This is a genomic window from Micromonospora cynarisoli (assembly GCF_030518815.1).
Lineage (GTDB): Bacteria > Actinomycetota > Actinomycetes > Mycobacteriales > Micromonosporaceae > Micromonospora > Micromonospora wenchangensis.
Genome location: NZ_CP130426.1, coordinates 5,207,021 through 5,226,035, shown reverse-complemented (window position 1 = coordinate 5,226,035; position 19,015 = coordinate 5,207,021). Strand labels below are relative to the sequence as shown.

The 19,015-nt window shown below is 73.0% G+C and carries 21 protein-coding genes; 11 read left to right on the top strand and 10 right to left on the bottom strand.

The window, feature by feature from the left end; genetic code table 11:
* Nucleotides 1-122: 122 nt before the first annotated feature.
* From Q2K16_RS22770 to mqnC, 4 genes are all read right to left on the bottom strand, one after another.
* Entirely contained in the window at nt 123-344 is a 222-nt protein-coding gene (locus tag Q2K16_RS22770) for a hypothetical protein (protein WP_302740002.1), read from the bottom strand.
* 67 nt (nt 345-411) lie between these two features.
* Nucleotides 412-1,122 (bottom strand): demethylmenaquinone methyltransferase, encoded by a 711-nt coding sequence (locus Q2K16_RS22765; protein WP_302740000.1) that lies wholly within the window; start codon nt 1,120-1,122, stop codon nt 412-414.
* A 125-nt stretch (nt 1,123-1,247) separates the two neighbouring features.
* A complete protein-coding gene (locus Q2K16_RS22760; protein WP_302739998.1) occupies nt 1,248-2,501 on the bottom strand; it encodes an LPXTG cell wall anchor domain-containing protein in 1,254 nt (417 codons plus the stop codon).
* 490 nt (nt 2,502-2,991) lie between these two features.
* Complete coding sequence (mqnC, locus tag Q2K16_RS22755; RefSeq protein ID WP_302739997.1) at nt 2,992-4,182, bottom strand: cyclic dehypoxanthinyl futalosine synthase; 1,191 nt, start codon at nt 4,180-4,182, stop codon at nt 2,992-2,994.
* A 136-nt stretch (nt 4,183-4,318) separates the two neighbouring features.
* Between mqnC and Q2K16_RS22750 the strand changes: the two genes are divergently transcribed.
* The 3 genes from Q2K16_RS22750 to Q2K16_RS33290 are packed head-to-tail and all read left to right on the top strand — an operon-like array spanning nt 4,319 to nt 5,987.
* Nucleotides 4,319-4,483, top strand: a complete 165-nt coding sequence (locus Q2K16_RS22750; protein WP_302739996.1) for a hypothetical protein — start codon at nt 4,319-4,321, stop codon at nt 4,481-4,483.
* A complete protein-coding gene (locus Q2K16_RS22745; RefSeq protein WP_302739994.1) occupies nt 4,483-5,250 on the top strand; it encodes a peptidoglycan recognition protein family protein in 768 nt (255 codons plus the stop codon). The genes Q2K16_RS22750 and Q2K16_RS22745 overlap by 1 nt, the downstream gene beginning before the upstream one ends.
* A gap of 8 nt (nt 5,251-5,258) precedes the next feature.
* Entirely contained in the window at nt 5,259-5,987 is a 729-nt protein-coding gene (locus tag Q2K16_RS33290) for a hypothetical protein (protein WP_489671805.1), read from the top strand.
* Nucleotides 5,988-6,112: 125 nt separating this feature from the next.
* Here the strand turns inward: Q2K16_RS33290 and paaE are convergent, their stop codons facing one another.
* Genes paaE through paaA form a run of 5 tightly spaced genes read right to left on the bottom strand, consistent with a single transcriptional unit; the run spans nt 6,113 to nt 9,872 of the window.
* Complete coding sequence (gene paaE / locus Q2K16_RS22735) at nt 6,113-7,258, bottom strand: 1,2-phenylacetyl-CoA epoxidase subunit PaaE (protein ID WP_302739992.1); 1,146 nt, start codon at nt 7,256-7,258, stop codon at nt 6,113-6,115.
* Entirely contained in the window at nt 7,255-7,731 is a 477-nt protein-coding gene (gene paaD / locus Q2K16_RS22730; protein ID WP_302739990.1) for a 1,2-phenylacetyl-CoA epoxidase subunit PaaD, read from the bottom strand. Before paaD ends, paaE begins: the two co-directional genes overlap by 4 nt.
* Before the next feature lie 25 nt (nt 7,732-7,756).
* Nucleotides 7,757-8,482 (bottom strand): 1,2-phenylacetyl-CoA epoxidase subunit PaaC, encoded by a 726-nt coding sequence (gene paaC, locus Q2K16_RS22725; RefSeq protein WP_302739989.1) that lies wholly within the window; start codon nt 8,480-8,482, stop codon nt 7,757-7,759.
* Nucleotides 8,479-8,790 carry a 1,2-phenylacetyl-CoA epoxidase subunit PaaB gene (gene paaB, locus Q2K16_RS22720; protein WP_302739988.1) on the bottom strand — a complete coding sequence of 104 codons (312 nt, stop codon included), beginning with the start codon at nt 8,788-8,790 and terminating at the stop codon, nt 8,479-8,481. The genes paaC and paaB overlap by 4 nt, the downstream gene beginning before the upstream one ends.
* Nucleotides 8,787-9,872 (bottom strand): 1,2-phenylacetyl-CoA epoxidase subunit PaaA, encoded by a 1,086-nt coding sequence (gene paaA / locus Q2K16_RS22715; protein WP_302739987.1) that lies wholly within the window; start codon nt 9,870-9,872, stop codon nt 8,787-8,789. The genes paaB and paaA overlap by 4 nt, the downstream gene beginning before the upstream one ends.
* A 372-nt stretch (nt 9,873-10,244) precedes the next feature.
* On the opposite strand from paaA, the gene Q2K16_RS22710 reads away from it, so the two are divergent.
* Entirely contained in the window at nt 10,245-11,228 is a 984-nt protein-coding gene (locus tag Q2K16_RS22710) for a hypothetical protein (RefSeq protein ID WP_302739985.1), read from the top strand.
* The gene (locus Q2K16_RS22705) at nt 11,228-12,178 is read left to right on the top strand and encodes a serine hydrolase (protein ID WP_302739983.1); all 951 of its coding nucleotides are present in this window, start codon (nt 11,228-11,230) and stop codon (nt 12,176-12,178) included. Before Q2K16_RS22710 ends, Q2K16_RS22705 begins: the two co-directional genes overlap by 1 nt.
* A 35-nt stretch (nt 12,179-12,213) precedes the next feature.
* Here Q2K16_RS22705 and Q2K16_RS22700 read toward each other — a convergent pair whose 3' ends face one another.
* Nucleotides 12,214-13,065 carry a menaquinone biosynthetic enzyme MqnA/MqnD family protein gene (locus Q2K16_RS22700; protein ID WP_302739981.1) on the bottom strand — a complete coding sequence of 284 codons (852 nt, stop codon included), beginning with the start codon at nt 13,063-13,065 and terminating at the stop codon, nt 12,214-12,216.
* 270 nt (nt 13,066-13,335) lie between these two features.
* Here Q2K16_RS22700 and Q2K16_RS22695 point away from each other — a divergent pair, with 270 nt between their 5' ends.
* The 6 genes from Q2K16_RS22695 (at nt 13,336) to Q2K16_RS22670 (ending at nt 19,005) form a co-directional block, all read left to right on the top strand.
* Nucleotides 13,336-15,453: a HelD family protein gene (locus Q2K16_RS22695; protein ID WP_302739979.1), complete on the top strand. Its 2,118-nt coding sequence runs from the start codon at nt 13,336-13,338 to the stop codon at nt 15,451-15,453.
* A gap of 109 nt (nt 15,454-15,562) precedes the next feature.
* Nucleotides 15,563-16,189, top strand: a complete 627-nt coding sequence (locus Q2K16_RS22690; RefSeq protein ID WP_302739977.1) for a transporter — start codon at nt 15,563-15,565, stop codon at nt 16,187-16,189.
* Entirely contained in the window at nt 16,186-16,497 is a 312-nt protein-coding gene (locus Q2K16_RS22685; RefSeq protein WP_088646174.1) for a winged helix-turn-helix domain-containing protein, read from the top strand. Before Q2K16_RS22690 ends, Q2K16_RS22685 begins: the two co-directional genes overlap by 4 nt.
* A complete protein-coding gene (locus Q2K16_RS22680) occupies nt 16,494-17,402 on the top strand; it encodes an ABC transporter ATP-binding protein (RefSeq protein ID WP_302739975.1) in 909 nt (302 codons plus the stop codon). Before Q2K16_RS22685 ends, Q2K16_RS22680 begins: the two co-directional genes overlap by 4 nt.
* A 12-nt stretch (nt 17,403-17,414) precedes the next feature.
* Nucleotides 17,415-18,152, top strand: coding sequence for an ABC transporter permease (locus tag Q2K16_RS22675; RefSeq protein WP_302739973.1), 738 nt, complete (start codon nt 17,415-17,417; stop codon nt 18,150-18,152).
* Nucleotides 18,153-18,243: 91 nt separating this feature from the next.
* Entirely contained in the window at nt 18,244-19,005 is a 762-nt protein-coding gene (locus Q2K16_RS22670; RefSeq protein ID WP_302739972.1) for a VOC family protein, read from the top strand.
* Nucleotides 19,006-19,015 lie beyond the last annotated feature (10 nt).

The window sequence follows — 19,015 nt, the reverse complement described above, 5'->3', positions numbered from 1 at the left end:
CCGCACGCTCGTGAAATGCTTCACAAGCCGATCGGGTTGGAGTCTATGACCGTGGTTACACAGCTGCCGGGTGAGGGGTACCTAACTTCCTGGAAACATGCCGGTCGGGGTGGGTTCGTCCCTCAGTTCCGGGCAATGTCGAGCCCCTCGTCGGCCCGGACCGCCGCCGGCAGGTGGTCACGCAGCGCTCCGCCGGCCGCCCGGTCGAGGGCACCCAGCACCTCGGTCACCACCTGACGGACCTCGGCCGGGTCCGCGCCGGCCAGCTCTCTGAGCTGGGCGACCAGCTCGGCGGCAGCGTCGTCGGCGGCGGCCGTGGGGTCGGTGGGCGCTACTCCGGTCATGTCAGGGAGCTTACGCCACAAATCGGGCGAAATACGGACATCGGGGAAAGAGGGTGTTCACCCTCGGTCACAACCGGACGGCCCGGTGCAGGGCCACCACCCCGCCGGTCAGGTTGCGCCACGCCACCCGGCCCCACCCGGCCGCGCCGACCCGCGCCGCCAGGGCCGCCTGGTCCGGCCACGCCCGGATCGACTCGGCCAGGTAGACGTACGCGTCGGGGTTGCTGGACACCGTCCGGGCCACCACCGGCAACGACCGCATCAGGTACGACAGGTAGACGGTGCGGAAGGCCGGGTTCACCGGCGTGCTGAACTCGCAGACCACCAGCCGGCCCCCCGGCCGGGTCACCCGGGCCAACTCCCGCAGCGCCGCGTCGGGGTCGTTGACGTTGCGCAGGGCGAAGGAGATCGTCACCGCGTCGAAGGAGGCGTCGGCGAAGGGCAGCCGCAGCGCGTCCCCGGCCAGCAGCGGCACCTCCGGCCGGACCCGCTTGCCGGCGTGCAGCATCCCCTGTGACAGGTCCGCACCCACCGCGTACGCCCCGGAGCGGGCCAGTTCCTGCGTCGACACCCCGGTGCCGGCGCCCACGTCCAGCACCCGCTCGCCGGGGCGCAGCCCGAGCGCCGCCCGGGTGGCCCGTCGCCACGACCGGTCCTGCCCGAAGGACAGGACCGTGTTCGTCAGGTCGTAACGGGCGGCCACCCCGTCGAACATCGCGGCGACCTCGGGTGGCGACTTGTCCAGGCCGGCGCGCTGGCCCTGCGGGGTACGGCTCACCCCTCCACTGTGCCAGCCTGATCCCACCCGCCCGGCGCGGGGTGGGTCTCCCCACGGACAGCCGGCGGGCGGGGTGGTCGCCCACCCCGCCCGCCGGCTGTCCTACGCGAAAGACCTGCCTCCGGTCAGCTCTGCGGCTTCTCGTCGCCCGGGGTCACCAGCACGAGCCGACGCCGACGGGCGAGCATCAGCAGCGCGCCGCCCGCGAGCAGCACGACGGCACCGATGCCACCGATCAGGGTGGCCTGCGCGCCGGTCACCGGCAGACCGCCGTCGCCGCCACCGGTGCCACCACCGGTCGTCGGGCTGACGCTGGTGCTCGGGCTGGGCTGACCGCTGGTGCTCGGGCTCGGCTCCCCGGTCGGGCTCGGGCTGGGGCTCGGGCCGGTGCTCAGGTCGACGAAGACGTCGAACAGCGACGTGTTGTCGCCGTCGTCGGTCTCGGTGAAGGTCTTCCGCTGCGCCTTGCTGGCGACCCGCGGCTCCTCCTCCGGCGTGCCCTCGGCCTCGGTCAGCCCGGCGGCGAACAGGAAGCCCGGGGTGAGCACCTTCTCGGTGACGCCCGCGCCGACCTTCACCCGCACGTCGGCGGTGTAGAACTCGCCCGGCCGCAGCACCGCGCCGGGGTCCTCGCAGTACGCCACCACGCCACCCAGATCCTGCGTGACGCAGCTCTCCGGCAGGTCGACGAAGCTGGCACCGTCCGGCAGGGCGATCCCGTAGAAGACGCCTGTGGCCCGGCGGCTGCCGCCGTTGTAGACCGCCCAGTCCAGCGGGGCGGTCCCGCCGGGCTTGACGCCTGTCAGTCCACTCTCGCCGACCTCGTCGCCGTCGACCACCACGTCGGCGTAGACGTCCTGCACCCAGGTGGTCAGGTCGTAGCCGGGCTTGACCACCATGATGTCGTGGTCGACCGAGTCCGAGGTGGCGTTGGACCCGCTCACGGTCACCTTCAGCACGCCCCCCTTGCCCCGCGTGTCGGTGCCGAACAGCGGGATGCCGAACTCCTCGGTGGTGCCGGCGGCGATGCCGTCGGTGGTGCCGCCCAGGTCGGACAGGGAGCAGGTGAAGGCGGTGCCGCTGACGGCGCAGCCGTCCGGCACGAGCACCCCGACCTTGTTCGCCTTCAGGCCCGCGGTCTCGACGGTGACCTTCACGTCCTTGGCGTCGACCGTGCCGCGGATGTTCTGCACCGAGAACTTGAACGGCTTGGCCTTGGCCTCCTTGACCCCCAGGGCCAGCTGGGAGCTGAGCGGGACGAGGTCGAGCTGCGCCTGGTCGGCGGCGCTGGCCGGGGCGGCGACGGTGGCGAGGCCACCGACGGCGAGCAGGGCCACGGCGCCGACGCGGGCCAGGGCCGAGCGGTGGAACAGAGTCATCGATCCCCCGGGGGGCTAGGGACTGCTGGGAAAGGTGGGGCTGATGTGGCGAACCGAGCGGACGTTATCCGAGATCGACGCCGGTGCGCCAGCCGTGACGTGCGTTTCTGTCCGAGACGGGACCGAACGGACGAGGAGCGGGGGCGGGACGGTCACCCGTCCCGCCCCCGTTTTATATGAACGGCCCTCCCGGGCCGATGGAGGACGTACGACACTCGTCATCCGCCTACCGCAGGCGGTGGGCGGAGGTACGTCGGGCGCACGTTAGCGGGCGCCGACGCGCCACGCCAACCCCCGCGCCGCAGCGCCGGGAGCGGGATATCCGCCCAGCGTGCCGCACGCCGCCCCAATTGCCGCGTCTTGTGGGGGCTGATCCTGCGCCGCCTCGGCCGAACGGCGACCACTAATATCCCCCGGGCCGACACCCGGACCCGTTCAGCCAGTCACCACACCGACCCGCCCGCTCACTCCCCGTGACGGCCGGGGTGGCTCAGCGGGCCTCGACGAGCGGCAGCGTACGGCCGGCGCCACCGCCGGGCATGGCGATCGAGGAGAAGTGCGACACCACCCGGTCGTCGGTCGGGTCGTCGGCCGGGGTGTGGTGCACCGCCAGCCGGCGGTAGAGGGTGTCCCGCTGGGCCGGAATCCGGTCCGCCGAGCGGATCATGCCGATCAGCTCGTGCAGGTTGGACCGGTGCCGCGCGCCGGCCGAGGAGATGACGTTCTCCTCCAGCATGATCGAGCCGAGGTCGTCGACGCCCATGTGCAGGGCGAGCTGGCCGACGTCCTTGCCGGTGGTCAGCCAGGACGCCTGCAGGTGCGGCACGGTCTCGAAGAACAGCCGGGCCACCGCCACCAGGCGCAGGTACTCCAGCGTGGTGGCCTGGGTGCGACCCTTGAGGTGGTTGTTCTCCGGCTGGTACGTCCACGGGATGAACGCCCGGAACCCCCGGGTGCGGTCCTGCACGTCGCGGATCATCCGCAGGTGCTCGATCCGCTCGGCGTTGGTCTCGCCGGTGCCCATCATCATCGTGGCGGTGGACTCCAGGCCCTGCCGGTGGGCCAGCTCCATGACCTCCAGCCAGCGCGCGCCGGACTCCTTGAGCGGGGCGATCGCCCTACGCGGCCGGTCCGGCAGCATCTCGGCCCCGGCACCGGCGATCGAGTCCAGCCCGGCGGCCTTGATCCGGGCGATGGCCTCGTCCAGGCCGACGCCGGAGACCTTCGCCATGTGCAGGATCTCGCTCGGCCCGATCGAGTGGATCGCGAGCTGCGGGTACGCCGTCTTGACCGAGGAGAACAGCTCCTCGTAGTACTCCACGCCGTAGTCCGGGTGGTGTCCGCCCTGGAGCATGACCTGGGTCGCGCCCAGCTCGACCGCCTCGCCGCAGCGGCGCAGGATCTCCTCGGTCGGGTGGGTCCAGCCCTCGGCGTGCTTGGGGGCCCGGTAGAACGCGCAGAACTTGCACGCCGTCACGCAGACGTTGGTGTAGTTGATGTTGCGGTCGATCAGGTAGGTGACGATGTTGTCCGGGTAGCGCCGTCGGCGTACCGCGTCCGCCGCCTCGCCCAACGCGTGGAAGGACGCCTCGGTGTAGAGCAGCAGCGCCTCCTCGGGCGTGATCCGCCCCCCGTCCGCGCCGCGCTGCAGGATGTCGTCGATCTCCCGGTTCGCCGTCACGCCTTCGAGCGTACGCCGGCCTTCCACCCAGCCGCCCGGGGGCGCGTCGGGCGTGACACGTCCCGCACCGCCGGACCCGGCCCCACGGGAGCGCCATCGGGCCACCGACAAGTCATTGATCCATTACCATGCATCAATGACTGGACACCCTCCACCCGCCCCGGACCGCCAGGTCCCCCGGCGTACCCTCCTCGGGCTGGTCCCGTTGGCCGCCGCCGGCCTGGTCCTCGCCGCCCCACCCCGACCCGCCCGCGCGGCCACCCCCGCGCCGGAGTGCCTCGCCGACCTGCTGGGTCGCTGATGGCGACCATCCCCTGGCTCGCCGACGTGCTGCGCGGGGCCGGCGTCACGGTGGTCGAGGAGGGCAACTGGCTGGGCCGGGTGGCCGGCAGCTCGTTCAACCCGATCGGCGTGCTCTGGCACCACACCGCAGCCACCTCCAGCGCCGCCAACCCGCACCCGGCCCTGAACATCTGCATCAACGGCCGCTCCGACCTGCCCGGCCCGCTCTGCCACGCGCTTGTCGACTACCACGGTGTGTTCCACCTCATCTCGGGTGGTCGGGCCAACCACGCCGGCACCAGCCGGGGCAGCGGCCCCGTACCTTCCGGCGACGGCAACACCATGCTGGTCGGCTGGGAGATCGACTACAACGGGGTCGACCAGGCCATGACCGGTGCCCAGTACTCCGCCTCGGTGCTCGCCACCGCCGCCGTCCTGCGCCGGCTCGGCCGGGACGCCAGCTACGCGCGGGGTCACCGGGAGACCAGCACCAGCGGCAAGATCGACCCCTCCTTCGTCGACCTCGACTCGATGCGCGCCGACGTGGCCCGTCAGCTCACCGGAAACCCGCCCCTCGACCTCACGGAGAACGACATGAAGCTGATCCAGTCCACCAACCGGGGCATCGCCCTCGTCGGCCCCGGCTACTTCCGGCAGCTCAGCAACAACGAGGAGGTGTACGCCGCCGTCGCGCTGGTCGGCAACCCCCTGGTCGGCAACGACCGCCAGTTCGACCTGTGGCGCAGCATCGCCTTCGACGGCCAGGTCAAGCGCCCGTCGGCCTGACCCCGACGATGACCACGTACTCCCGTCGCCAGGCGCTCACCCTGGCCTCCACCGGAGCCGCCCTCGCCGCCACGGGTGTCGGGCTGTCCCAGGTCACCTCCGGCGAGCCGGCCCGGGCGACCTGCTCGTCGATCCCGCCGAACGCCGACGATGCCGTCCTGACCACCGTCTACCAGGTCGCCACCGGGCTGTCCGCCACCGAGCGGGTGCTGCTCGCCGGCTTCGAGGCGGGGTGGGTCGAGTCGCGGATGAACAACCTGCCCTGCGGGGACGCCGACTCCCTCGGCGTGTTCCAGCAACGCCCCTCCCAGGGCTGGGGCACCGCCGCGCAGATCATGAACGTGGCGTACGCCGCCACCGCGTTCTTCGTCCGGGCCGTCCCGCTGGCCGCCGCCAATCCCGGCTGGTCCGCCGGGCGGGTGGCGCAGGGCGTACAACGCTCGGCGTACCCGGACCGTTACGACGCCGTGCAGGCCACCGCGCAGGCGCTCATCGCCCGCGCCCGGAGCCTGACCCCGACACCCCCGCTCGACCTGTGGAAGGACGACATGAGGCTGATCCAGTCCCCCGGCCGGGGCATCGCCCTGGTCGGTGCCGGCTACTTCCGCCAGCTCCGCAACGACGAGGAGGTGCACGCTGCCGTCGCGCTGGTCGGCAACCCCCTGGTCGGCAACGACCGCCAGTTCGACCTGTGGCGCAGCATCGCCTTCGACGGCCAGGTGAAGGCCCCGAGCTGAGGTCGCTCCCGGAGCGACACCGGGGCGCACCCGGCCGGCGGGGCCCGCAGCGGTGACGGTGCTGCTGCCGTCAGGTGGTCGCCGGACCGTAAGGGGCGCGCAGGACGCACGCGCCGACGGTCCGGCTATCCGTCGTAGTCGACGGTGAGGGTGTCGGTGACGGGGCTGGACTGGCAGGTCAGCACGTACCCGGCCGCCACCTCGTCCGGCTCCAGCGCATAGTTGCGGGCCATCGTCACCTCGCCCGAGACGACCTTCGCCCGGCAGGTCGAGCAGACCCCGCCCTTGCACGCGTACGGCAGTTCGCCGCGCACCTTCAGCGCCGCGTCCAGCACCCGTTCGTCCCGGCGCATGGTGAACCGCGACGACCGGCCGTCCAGCAGGATCGTCACCTCGGCCCCGCCGGTCGGCACGTCACCCGGCCGGCGCACCGGCTCCGGCGGCGCGTCGACGTGGAACAGCTCGGTGTGCACCGCCGACTCCGGACGGCCCCGCCCGGTCAGCACCGCCTTCGCGTCCAGCACGAGCTGGTGGGGGCCGCAGAGGAACCACTCGGTGATGGCGTCGCCCGGCACCACGGTGTCCAGCAGCCGGCCCAGCCGCTCGGCGTCGATCCGGCCGGACAGCAGCGGCGACTCGCCCTGCTCCCGGGAGAGCACGTGCACCAGGTGCAGCCGGGTCGGGTAGCGGTCCTTGAGGTCGGCCAGTTCCTCGGCGAACATCACCGTGCCGGCCGTGCGGTTGCCGTACACCAGGGTGAAGGTGCTGGCCGGCTCGACGGTCAGGGCGGTCGCGACCAGCGCGAGCACCGGGGTGATCCCGGAGCCGGCGACCACCGCGCCGTAGTGCCGCACCCGGTCCGGCGCGAACGCCGTGGTGAAGTGCCCCAGCGGGGGCAGCACCTCGACGGTGTCGCCGTGCCGCAGCGCGCCGCAGGCGTAGCTGGAGAACGCGCCGCCGGGGATCTCCCGCACCCCGATCCGCAGCCGGCCGTGCCGGGCCAGGTCGTCAGGCGTCGAGCAGATCGAGTACGACCGTCGCACGTCCGCACCGGCCCCGGGTCCGCCGTCGGTGCCGGCCGCGTCCGACGACGCCGCGGGCAGCCGTACGGTCAGGTGCTGGCCGGCGGAGAACGCGAAGGTCGCCCGCAGTTCCTCGGGCACCGCGAAGGTGATCGCCACGGCGTCGTCGGTGAGCCGGTCGACGGCGGCGACCGGAAGCGGGTGGAAGGCCGGCCGGCGACGGACCGGGCGGGAGATCGTGACAGTCACAGCGCCTTCAGGTGGTCGAAGGGTTCGGAACAGGAGCGGCAGCGCCACAGCGCCTTGCACGCGGTGGAGCCGAACCGGCTGAGCTGGGTGGTCTCCGGCGACCCGCAGCGCGGGCAGCGCACGGCCAGCGTTACCGGTACCGCCGTGCCGTCGCCGCGCGGGGCGGGCGGGGCGATGCCGGCGGCGGCGAGCTTGGCCCGGCCGGCGGCGGAGATCCAGTCGGTGCTCCACGCCGGGGTGTAGACCGTGCGGACCTCGGCGTCGGGATGCCCGGCGGCGGTCAGCGCCCGCCGGATGTCGGCCCGGATCACGTCCATCGCCGGGCAGCCGGTGTAGGTGGGGGTGATCGTGACGACCACCCGACCGGTGGCCGGGTCCTCGTCGACCGCCCGCAGGATGCCCAGCTCGTCGATGGTGATCACCCGGATCTCCGGGTCCACCACCGCCGCGACGGTCGTCCTGGGGTCGGTCACCGCTGCCGTCCCCGGCCCGACCCGCTCACCACCGGGCCCCGGGGTGGGCGCGGTGCAGCACCTGCATCTCGGCCAGCAGGAAGGACAGGTGCTCGGTGTGCACGCCGTCGCGGCCACCGCCCGGCGTCCAGCCGGTCTCGGGCCGGGTCAGGGTGGCCTCGGCCAGCACCGGGTGCACCACGGCGTCGAAGTCGGCCCGCAGCGTGGCCGGGTCGACAGGTGCCGCCGGGTCCGCCGTGAACAGCTCGTGATGGTACGGCCAGAGCTGGTCCAGCGCGGCCTGGGCGCGGCGGTGCGACTCGTCGGTGCCGTCGCCGAGCCGCCTCACCCACAGCGCGGAGTGGTCCAGGTGGTAGGCGGACTCCTTGCGCGCCTTCGCGCCGATCGCGGCGAGCCGCTCGTCGGGGCAGCCGGCCAGCGCGGTGTAGAGCGGCACCTGGTACGCCGCGAGCAGCAGCAGCTTCACCATGGTCACCGCGAAGTCGCCGTTGGGCAGCTCGACCAGCAGACAGTTGCGGAACTCCCGGTCGTCGCGCAGGTACGCCAACGCGTCCTCGTCCCGGCCGGCGCCCTCCAGTTCCCCCGCGTACGACAGCAGCAGGCGGGCCGCGCCGAGCTGGTCGAGGGCGATGTTGGCCAGCGCGATGTCCTCTTCCATCTCGGGTGCGCGGGTGGCCCACTCGCCGAGCCGCTGGGCGGCCACCAGCGCGTCGTCGCCGAGGGCGAGGGTGAAGTCGAAGGGGCCGTTCACAGGTGGGCCACCCCGTCCGGCACCTCGTAGAAGGTGGGGTGGCGGTAGACCTTGTCGGCGGCCGGGTCGAAGAAGGCGTCCTTCTCGTCGGGGCTGGACGCGGTGATCGCGCCGGCCGGCACCACCCAGATGGAGACGCCCTCCTGCCGCCTGGTGTAGAGGTCGCGGGCGTTGCGCAGGGCCAACTCGGCGTCGGGGGCGTGCAGGCTGCCGACGTGGGTGTGGGACAGCCCCCGCCGGGCCCGGACGAAGACCTCCCACAGCGGCGAGGTCGCCGGCACCCGGGGCGGTTCGTGCTGCTCGCTCACGCGGCCACCTTCTCCCGCTGGTCGGTGGCCCGGGTCCGCGCGGCCCGCTTCGCGGCGTACGCCGTGGCGGCCTCGCGGACCCAGGCACCGTCGGCGTGGGCCCGTCGCCGGTGTTCCATCCGCTGCCGGTTACAGGGGCCCTCACCGGAGATCACCCGCATCAGCTCGTCGTAGTCGGGCTGGGTGAAGTCGTACGCCTGCCGGTCGTCGTTCCAGCGCAGGTCGGGGTCGGGGATACGGAGCCCGAGGACCTGCGCCTGCTGCACGCACATGTCGACGAAGCGTTGCCGCAGTTCGTCGTTGGAGAACCGCTTGATCTTCCAGGCCATCGACTGCGCGGAGTGGGTGGAGTCACCGTCGGGCGGGCCGAACATCGCCAGTGACGGGTACCACCAGCGGTCGAGCGCGTCCTGCGCCATCGCCCGCTGGGCCGGGGTGCCGTGCGCCAGGGTGTGCAGGATCTCGTAGCCCTGCCGCTGGTGGAACGACTCCTCCTTGCAGACCCGGATCATCGCCCGCGCGTACGGCCCGTAGGAGCAGCGGCACAGCGGGACCTGGTTGACGATCGCCGCGCCGTCCACCAGCCACCCGATCGCGCCCACGTCGGCCCAGGTCAGGGTGGGGTAGTTGAAGATCGAGCTGTACTTCTGCCGACCGTCGAGCAGCAGTTCGACCAGTTCGTCGCGGCTGACGCCGAGGGTCTCGGCGGCGGCGTAGAGGTAGAGGCCGTGGCCGGCCTCGTCCTGCACCTTGGCCAGCAGGATGGCCTTGCGCTTGAGCGAGGGGGCCCGGCTGATCCAGTTCCCCTCGGGCTGCATGCCGATGATCTCCGAGTGGGCGTGCTGGGCGATCTGCCGGACCAGCGTCCGGCGGTAGGCGTCGGGCATCCAGTCGCGGGGTTCGATCTTCTGGTCGGCGTCGATCACGTCGGCGAAGTACGCCGCCGGGTCCGCGCCGGGGGTGGGGCCGCCCCTGCGGGCGCGGGTCGCCGCCTCGCGCAGCGCCGCCTCGGCGGCCTCGACCTGACCGAGCAGGCCACCACCGGGCGCGTCCTGCTCCGGGGCGAAGTCGTTGCCATACATTCGTCAAGTGTTACAGCTCGCCTCCAATGACACCAGAGGGTGTAACAGGATTTGCGTAGCCCTTTCCGTAACCTGGCGGATGCGCTCGGTCGACACCAGGACACCCGGTCGGCTATGACTTGGGTCACTGATCAAAGATGAATACCAACAAGAGGCGCAAACCGTGCCTTTATCTCGACTTACCGGCAGTTTGCCGTGCGTCGGATTCTGGCGAGTCGGCTGTCCGGACGTAGACTCGCCCGGTCACCACCGATCGGCTACCGACGATCGCCAGCGAGACACAGGCCACCTTCCCCCCGGCCTCGGCGGTCGAGCCGACACCCGCGGAAACAGCCGGTCCCCCCGGCCCTGACATCTGGAGCTCACCCACTCATGCGATCTCGCGTGATCATGGTGCTCGCCGTTATGGCGGTGCTGCTCGGCACCGGTCTGCTGGTGCCGACCGCCTACGCCAAGCTCGCCGGCGACGACCCGGCCGGCGGCACCGGCGGGGGCGCGGCGGAGAAGGTGCCCGCGCCCGCGCCGACCGCGCCACCGGCACCCACCCTGGCCGCCGCGACGGTCACGGTGGACTTCAAGGGAGCGTTCTTCGGCTGGGCGCTGATGGACCGCAAGACCGGTCAGGTCTCCGGCTCGAAGAACATGGCCTCGACCAGCTCCACCGAGTCGATGCTCAAGGTCTGGATCGTCTCCGACTACCTGCGCGAGCTGGGCGACCGGAAACCGCCGGCATCGATGTTGAAGAACGCGAGCCTGGCCATCCGGGACAGCAACGACGACGCCACCAACCGGATCTACGCGGCGGCCGGCGGCTCGTACCGGGCGCTGGACAACGGCCAGCCCAGCCCGGTGCTCAAGCGGGCGATCCAGATCTGCGGCCTCACCGACACCAAGCGCGGCAACGTCCCCGGCTACGAGGGCTGGTGGAGCTTCACCCGGATGTCTCCCCGCGACGCCGTCCGGCTCGGCGACTGCATCGCCGACGGCAAGGCCGCCGGCCCCCACTGGACCACGTGGGTGCTCAACGAGATGGCCCAGGTCCGGGGCAGCGTGAGCAAGCAGCTGGCCCGCGCCGGCGGCGGCCGGTGGGGCATCATCGACGGCCTTCCCGAAGAGATCACCAAGCAGGGCCCGGTCGCCATGAAGAACGGCTGGACCCCCCTCAGTTACGACGGCAACTGGCACGTCAGCTGCCTCGCCGTCACCGACACGTGGAGCCTCGCGGTGATGATGCGCTATCCGGTCCGCCAGCAGTTGACGTACGGTGCCAAGGTGTGCGCCAGCGTCGCCACCCAACTGGTCGCCCCGCAGCCCGGCGCCGCGCTCAAGGTGCCGCAGCAGATCGGGAAGCTCTGATGTCGGGCAGCCGGCGGCCCGGCCGCTCCGCCCGACGGGACCAGCAGCCGTTGAAGATCATCGCGGTCGCCGCGGTCCTCACCGGTCTCGTGCTCGTCTCGCTGCGGCTGCTCCCCGGCTCACCGATGGAGTCCACCGCCGCCTCGCAGTGGGGTGACCCGTCCACCGCGTCCCGTTCCACCGGGTCGGCCGTCGACCGCCGCAGCCGGCCCACCCCGGCACCGTCGCCGACCCCGTCGCTCACGCCGCTGCCCTTCGCGGACCAGGACCTCGACCTCGACCTCAAGGGCTGGTACGCCTGGAGCGTGCTGGACCGCCGGACCGGCACGATCATCGGCTCGGACAACATGGCCGAGACCAGCACCACCGCCTCGCTGATCAAGTCATGGATCGTCGCCGACTACCTGCGCCGGGCCGCCGAGGAGGGGCAGACGCCGAGCGACGCCAAGCTCGCCGACGCCACCCGGATCATCAGGGACAGCGACAACACCCGGGCCGAGCAGTTCTACAACGGGGTCGGCCGGTCCGCCTCGATCAAGCGGCTGATCTCGCTGTGCAAGCTCACCGACAGCAGCGTGGCCGCCGACGGCGGCTGGAGCCGGACCAACCTCTCCCCCCGCGACGCCGCCCGGCTCGGCAACTGCATCGCCGACGGTCGCGCCGCCGGCCCCAAGTGGACCACGTGGCTGCTCAACGAGATGAGGCTGGTCCGGGGCTCGGGTGACTTCGGCATCCGCAAGGCGTTCCCGGCGGCCGAGCAGAAGACGATCGCCATCAAGAACGGCTGGATCGACCGGACCCGCGAGCAGGAGATGCACATCAACTGCCTGGCCATCGGCGACACCTGGACGATGGGCGTGATGGTCCGCTACCCGATCGACATGGGCTACGAGTACGGCATGAAGAACTGCCAGAAGATCACCGAGGCGCTGCTCGGCCCCAGCACCTGACCGGAGCCGGGCCGGTCCGGAGCCGGGCCGGCGGGTCAGCCGGCGAAGAACTCCGGGCCGCCCCCGGGCAGGGCGGGGGCCTCGCCGGTGGCCGCCGCCCGCCGGGCGAACTCGCGCAGTCCGGTGACCTGCCGATCGCCCAGCGAGAAGTCGAGGGCACGGAAGTACGTGGCCAGGGTCGCCGCGTCGAACGGCTCCCAGCGGGCCGCCGCCTCGGCCACCTGGTCCAGCTCGGACAGGCACAGGTCACGGGAGCGCAGGAACGCCTCGTGCACCTCCTTGACCAGGCCCGGGTGGACGGCGGCGAAGTCCCGGCGGACCGCCCAGACGGCGAACACCATGGGCAGCCCGGTCCACTCCCGCCACGCCTGACCCAGGTCGGTCACCGCCAGCCCCCGACCCGGTGCCTCGTAGAAGGCGCGCAGCGCCACGTCCCCGATCAGCACCCCGGCGTCGGCCTCCAGCAGCATCTGGGTCAGGTCCGGCGGGCAGCGGAAGTACTCCGGGCGGACGCCGTACCGGTCGGCGAGCAGGAGCTGTGCCAGCAGCACCCCGGTCCGCGAGGTCGAGCCGAGCGCGACCCGCCGGCCGTCCAGCTCGGCCAGCGGCCTGGTGGAGACCACGTTGACCGAGAGCACCGGCCCGTCGCTGCCCACCGCCAGGCCCGGCAGGAGCAGCAGTTCGTCGGCGTGCCGCAGGTACTCCACCTGGGAGATCGGGCCGATGTCCAGGTCACCGGCGACCAACGCCGCGCTGAGCCGGTCCGGCGAGTCCTTGTGCAGGTCGACGTCGAGCAGCGCACCGGAACGCATCAGCCCCCAGTAGATCGGCAGGCAGTTCAGGAACTGGATGTGCCCGACCCGGGGACGTGCCACGCGCTCAACCATGCTCCGACCGTATCCCCGCCGGCCCGTACCGGCTCACCGGGAGGTCCGGACAGTGGCCGAGCCCGCACCGCCTCCCAGCGGACCGACCAGGTCGGATCACGGGCGGCCCCGCTGCTGCGGCCGTAATTCGGTTGCCGGGCCGGTCGGCGGTAGTAGGCTGTTCTGTCCCGCCCGACGGCCGAGGTGTGTAGCACCGCAGCGGACGTCCCCGCGCCGACCCCGGTCGGAAACGCGAGCGGCAGCGTTCTTCCCGTGTCGAGGAGTACGAGGATGACCCTGCACGCCCCCGAACAGTCCCTGGACGACGAGCTCGCCGCCGAGCGGGCCCACCTGGCAACCTCAAGGCAGGCGCTACGGCGGATGCGTGACCGCGCCGAGTCGCTCTTCGCCACCGGCGACAAGGTCGCCGGGGACGCGTACACCGCCGAACAGCTCGGCCGGCACCTGGCCCGGCGGGTCGCCGAGCTGGCCGACGACCCGACCACCGCCCTCTTCTTCGGCCGCCTGGACTTCGGCCCCGCCGATCCGGAGCACGCCGGGCGGGGCTACCACGTCGGCCGGCGACACGTCACCGACGACCGGGGCGAACCGCTGGTCCTGGACTGGCGGGCCCCGGTCTCCCGCTCGTTCTACCGGGCCAGCGCCCGGGACCCGCAGGGGGTCGCGGTACGACGGCGGTTCGGGTTCAGCGCCGGGGCGCTGACCAGCTTCGAGGACGAGCACCTCGACCGGGGCGAGGAACTGGGTACGGCCAGCCGCATCCTCACCGCCGAGATCGAACGCCCCCGGGTCGGGCCGATGCGGGACATCGTCGCCACCATCCAGCCCGAGCAGGACGAACTGGTCCGGGCGGACCTGGCCGACTCGATCTGCGTCCAGGGTGCGCCGGGCACCGGCAAGACGGCGGTCGGGCTGCACCGCGCCGCGTACCTGCTCTATCTGCACCGGGAACGGCTGCGCCGGGCCGGGGTGCTGATCGTCGGCCCGAACCGGGCGTTCCTGTCGTACATCGCGGCGGTGCTGCCCGCCCTCGGCGAGGTCGAGGTGGCCCAAGCCACCGTGGAGGACCTGGTCGCCCGGGTGCCCGTCCGCGCGGTCGACGATCCGGCGGTCGCCGTGCTCAAGCACGATCCCCGGATGGCCGGGGTGCTGCGTCGGGCGGCGGACCGGCGGATCACCGCGCCGACCGAGCCGATCATGGTGTCGGACGGGTCGTTCCGCTGGCGGATCGGCCTGGACCCGCTGCACCGGGTGATCGAGGAGACCCGGCGGGAGGGCCTGCCGTACGACACCGGGCGGGAGCGGGTCCGGGCCCGGGTGGTCGGGTTGCTGCAACGGCAGGCCGAGGCCCGCCGGGCCGAGTCGCCGGGTGACGCCTGGCTGCGCCGGATGGGGAAGGCCCGCCCGGTCACCGCCTTCCTCGACGCGGCCTGGCCGGCGCTCACCCCGGAGGGCCTGGTGCACTCGGTGCTCGGCGACCCGGCCGTCCTGGCCGCCGCCGCCGACGGCCTGCTCACCCCCGACGAGCAGGCCCTACTGCTCGGCCCGGCGGCCACCGACCCGACCGGTACCGGGCCGGTCAGGATCCGGTCGGGGGCGGGCACGAAGCTCGGCCGGACGCCGAAGGCGACCCGGTGGACCGCCGCCGACGCGGTGCTCATCGACGAGGCGGCCGGGCTGATCGAACGGCCCGCCGGCTTCGGGCACGTCGTCGTGGACGAGGCGCAGGATCTCTCGCCGATGCAGTGCCGGGCCGTCGCCAGGCGCAGCGAGCACGGTTCGATCACCCTGCTCGGCGACCTGGCCCAGGGCACCACGCCGTGGGCGGCGAGCGACTGGCGGGAGTCCCTGGCCCATCTGGGCAAGCCGGAGGCGGTGGTGGTGCCGCTGAGCGTCGGGTTCCGGGTGCCCGCCGCGGTGGTCGCGTTCGCCAACCGGCTGCTGCCGGCGCTGGCGGTCGACGTGCCGCCGGCGGTGTCGCTGCGCCGCGACGGCGCGCTCGACGTGCGTACTGTGGGCGATCTGGTGGCGGCGACGGTGGCCGAGGTGCGGGCGGCGCTCGGGCACGACGGTTCGGTCGGGGTGATCGCCGCCGACGACGCGGTGGACGGGTTGCGGTCGGCGCTGGCCGACGCCGGGGTGCCGACCGCGACCGCCGACGACGTGGCGGCCTCGGCGCGGGTCACCGTGGTCCCCGCCACCCTGGTCAAGGGCCTGGAGTACGACCAGGTGGTGGTGGTCGAGCCGGCCGCGATCGTGGCCGCCGAGCCCCGGGGCCTGCACCGCCTCTACGTGGCGTTGACCCGCGCGGTGTCCCGGTTGTCGGTGCTGCACACCGCCCCGCTGCCCGGCCCGCTGGCCGACCCGTCGGACGGTCCGACGGCCTGACCGCACCTGGCCGGCGGCCGGCCCACCGCACGCCGCCGGCCCGAGCCCCGCTGTCCGGTGGCCGACCAGGACGGCCGACGTGTCGACTTTGTGTTTTAAAGTAGTTTGCATGAGCCCCGAAGACGACGCCCCGCTCGACGCCGCCGCCGCGTTGCGGCTGATCCACGAGCAACAGGCCAGCACCGTCCGGGGCCTCGAACCCGACCCCCGGGTGCACTACTGGCCGTGGGGGTTCGCCTGGCTGGTCGGCTTCGGGGTCTACTTCCTGCGCTTCTCCCCCGACGGCCGCACCATCGTCGCGATGCCCGCCTGGCTGCCGCTGACCGTGCTCTTCGTGCTGCTCGTCGCCGCCGCGGTGGTCTTCGGGGTGGGCAGCGCCCGCGCCTACCGGCACGTCGCCGGCGAGTCGGCCCGGCGCGGCAGGTGGTACGGCACGGCCTGGGGCCTCGGGTTCTTCGGCCTGTCCGTGGTGACCGGCCGGGTCACCGACAGCCTGCCGCCCGACCTCGCCGGGCTGCTCTGGTCGGCCCTGTCGGTGGGGCTGACCGGGGCCCTGCACATGGCCGGCGGCGCGATCTGGCTCGACCGCACCCTGTTCCGCCTCGGCGTCTGGCTCACCGCCGTCAACATCGTCGGCGTCGTCGCCGGACCCGGCTGGCACGCCCTGGTGGTGTCGGTGGCCGGCGGCGGCGGACTGCTGGTGGCGGGCGCGCTCGCCCGGCGGCGGCACGGATGAGCGAACTCGACCCGGTCATCCACGCCCAGGCCCGACTGCGGGTGGTGGTCACCCTGGCCACCCTCGCCGACGGCGACCGGATCACCTTTCCCCGCCTCCAGGAACTGCTCGCGATGACCGCCGGCAACCTCTCCGTCCACCTGCGCAAGCTGGAGGACGCCGGTTACGTCGAGATCGACAAGACCCACCGCGGACGTACCCCGACCACCCTGGTCCGGCTCAGCCGGCGCGGACGGCGGGCGTTCGAGGAGTACACCGAGAACATCCGCGCCCTGCTCGACCCCGCCGACCCCCGGGAGCCCCGATGATCCTCGCCCGAGCCGACCAGGCCACCCGCCGGTACGGCGACGTCCTCGCCCTCGACCGGGCCGACCTGACCGTCTCCGCCGGCGAACTCGTCGGCCTGCTCGGGCCGAACGGGGCCGGCAAGAGCACCCTGATCAACCTGCTGGTCGGGCTGCGCCGGCCCACCGCCGGCCGGGTCGAACTCTTCGGTGGCGACCCCCGCCAACCGGCGGCGAGGCGGCAACTCGGGGTCACCCCGCAGGAGACCGGCCTGCCCGGCACCCTCCGGGTCGGCGAGGTGGTCGACTTCGTCTCCGCGCACTTCCCCGACCCGGTGCCCCGGGGCGAACTGCTCGACCGGTTCGGCCTCACCGACCAGGTACGACGGCAGACCGGCGGGCTCTCCGGCGGCCAGCGGCGTCGGCTCGCCGTCGCACTGGCGTTCGTCGGCCGACCCCGGCTGGTAGTCCTGGACGAGCCGACCACCGGGCTCGACGTCGAGGCCCGGCGCACCCTGTGGGAGGCCGTCCGGGCGTTCCACGCCGACGGCGGGACGGTGCTGCTGAGCAGCCACTACCTCGAAGAGGTGGAGGCGTTGGCGCAGCGGGTCGTGGTGCTCGGGCAGGGCCGGGTGCTCGCCGACGACACCACCGCCGCGATCAGGGACATCGTCGGCGTCCGCCGGGTCAGCCTCGTCGTCGACGACCTGCCCACGCTGCCCGGCGTGGTCGCCACCGAACACACCGAGGGACGTACCCACCTGCTCACCACCGACGCCGACCAACTGGTCCGCGACCTGGTCACCGCCGGGGTGACGTTCCGCGAGCTGGAGGTACGCCCCACCTCGCTGGAGGAGGCGTTCCTCGCCATCACCGCCGACCCGGCCACCGCCACCGACGTCGCCGTCGGCACCCGACCCACCGCCTGAGGAGCCGACGCCGTGCCGCTCACCCTGGTCCACGCCCGCTACCAGCTCCTGGAAACCATCCGCATCCCCGTCGCCGTGGTCGGCAGCGCGTTCTTCCCCGCCGCCGCGATGCTCTTCTTCGTCGTCCCGTTCGCCGGGGACGACCCGACCGGCGCCACCTACGCCACCGCCGCGATGGTCACCTTCGCGGTGATGAGCGCCAACATCTTCCAGTACGGCGTCGGCGTCGCCGAGGACCGCGACCAGCCGTGGAACCCGTACACCCGGACCCTGCCGGCCGGGCCGGGACCCCGACTGGCCGGACGGATCCTGGCCGGGCTGGTGCTGACGTACCTGTCGATGCTGCCCGTCGTGGTCATCGCGGCGGTCGCCACGGCCGCCCGGATCACCCCGGTCGGGCTGCTGCTCGGCGCGGCCACCGTGGCCGTGGTGTCGGTGCCGTTCACCCTGCTGGGGCTCGCCATCGGCTACTCGCTGCCGAGCAAGGCGGCGATCGTCGTCGCGCAGGTCATCTTCTTTCCGCTCGCCTTCGGTGGCGGCCTGCTCTCCGCGCCCGGCGACGCGCCCGGCTTCATCCAGGTGGTCGCTCCCTTCCTGCCCACCCGGGGCGCGGTCGAACTGATGTGGGCGGCGGTCGGCGACTGGCGGCCGGACCCGCTCGCCCTGGCCATGCTCGGGGTCTGGATCGTGCTGCTCGCCACGGTCTCCCGCTGGGCGTACCGGCGGGACGAGGGTCGCCGGTTCAGTTGACCTATACGCCGGTTCGGCCCGGTGGCCGCCGCCCGGTGCCACCATGCCGGCAGGGCGTCCACCCGTACGCCCCCAGCCGAGAGGGGCCGACGTGCGCACTGTCGCCGCAGGTACGCCCTGCTGGACCGACCTGGCGACCCCCGATCTGGACGCCGCCCGACGGTTCTATCCGGAGCTGTTCGGCTGGACCGGCCGGATCGCGCCCGAACCCGAGACGACCGGCTACACCACCTTCCGCAAGGACGGCCGGGCGGTGGCGGGCGCCGGCCCACCGGCCGACCCGGAACAGACTCCGGTCTGGTCGACGTACGTGGCGACCGACGACGCCGACCTGGTCGCCACCCGGGTCGGGGCGGCCGGCGGTCAGGTGCTGGTCGCCCCGTTCGACGTCCTCGACGCCTGCAGGATGGCGGTCTTCGCCGACCCGGCCGGTGCGGTGTTCAGCGTCTGGCAACCGATGCGGACGCCCGGGGCGGAACTGCTCGACGCCCCCGGGGCGATGTGCTGGAACGAGCTGGTCAGCCCCGACCCGGAGGGCGCGAAGGTCTTCTACGAACTGGTCTTCGGCTGGCACCCGGAGGAGCAGCCCGCAGGCGGACCCGGCTACACCGGCTGGCGGTGCGGGGCGCGGATCGTGGCCGGGATGCGCCCGACGCCCGACGCCGCGCGGCAGGCGTACTGGTCGGTGTTCTTCGCGGTTGCCGACGTCGATGCCGCCGCCGCCCGCGCCACCACCCTCGGCGGCACCATCCTCACCCCGCCCCGGGACACCCTGCTCGGCCGCCGGAGCACCCTGCGCGACCCCGGGGGTGCCCGGTTCTCCCTGCTCCGCCCCACCACCGACCCCACCTGACGACGGTGAC

What these genes read in the sequence shown, in the direction of transcription:
- Q2K16_RS22770 (WP_302740002.1), bottom strand. Translation starts at nt 344, where the DNA reads ATGACCGGAGTAGCGCCCACCGACCCCACGGCCGCCGCCGACGACGCT.
- Q2K16_RS22760 (WP_302739998.1), bottom strand. Translation starts at nt 2,501, where the DNA reads ATGACTCTGTTCCACCGCTCGGCCCTGGCCCGCGTCGGCGCCGTGGCC.
- Q2K16_RS22750 (WP_302739996.1), top strand. Translation starts at nt 4,319, where the DNA reads ATGACTGGACACCCTCCACCCGCCCCGGACCGCCAGGTCCCCCGGCGT.
- Q2K16_RS22745 (WP_302739994.1), top strand. Translation starts at nt 4,483, where the DNA reads ATGGCGACCATCCCCTGGCTCGCCGACGTGCTGCGCGGGGCCGGCGTC.
- Q2K16_RS33290 (WP_489671805.1), top strand. Translation starts at nt 5,259, where the DNA reads ATGACCACGTACTCCCGTCGCCAGGCGCTCACCCTGGCCTCCACCGGA.
- paaA (WP_302739987.1), bottom strand. Translation starts at nt 9,872, where the DNA reads ATGTATGGCAACGACTTCGCCCCGGAGCAGGACGCGCCCGGTGGTGGC.
- Q2K16_RS22710 (WP_302739985.1), top strand. Translation starts at nt 10,245, where the DNA reads ATGCGATCTCGCGTGATCATGGTGCTCGCCGTTATGGCGGTGCTGCTC.
- Q2K16_RS22705 (WP_302739983.1), top strand. Translation starts at nt 11,228, where the DNA reads ATGTCGGGCAGCCGGCGGCCCGGCCGCTCCGCCCGACGGGACCAGCAG.
- Q2K16_RS22700 (WP_302739981.1), bottom strand. Translation starts at nt 13,065, where the DNA reads ATGGTTGAGCGCGTGGCACGTCCCCGGGTCGGGCACATCCAGTTCCTG.
- Q2K16_RS22695 (WP_302739979.1), top strand. Translation starts at nt 13,336, where the DNA reads ATGACCCTGCACGCCCCCGAACAGTCCCTGGACGACGAGCTCGCCGCC.
- Q2K16_RS22690 (WP_302739977.1), top strand. Translation starts at nt 15,563, where the DNA reads ATGAGCCCCGAAGACGACGCCCCGCTCGACGCCGCCGCCGCGTTGCGG.
- Q2K16_RS22685 (WP_088646174.1), top strand. Translation starts at nt 16,186, where the DNA reads ATGAGCGAACTCGACCCGGTCATCCACGCCCAGGCCCGACTGCGGGTG.
- Q2K16_RS22680 (WP_302739975.1), top strand. Translation starts at nt 16,494, where the DNA reads ATGATCCTCGCCCGAGCCGACCAGGCCACCCGCCGGTACGGCGACGTC.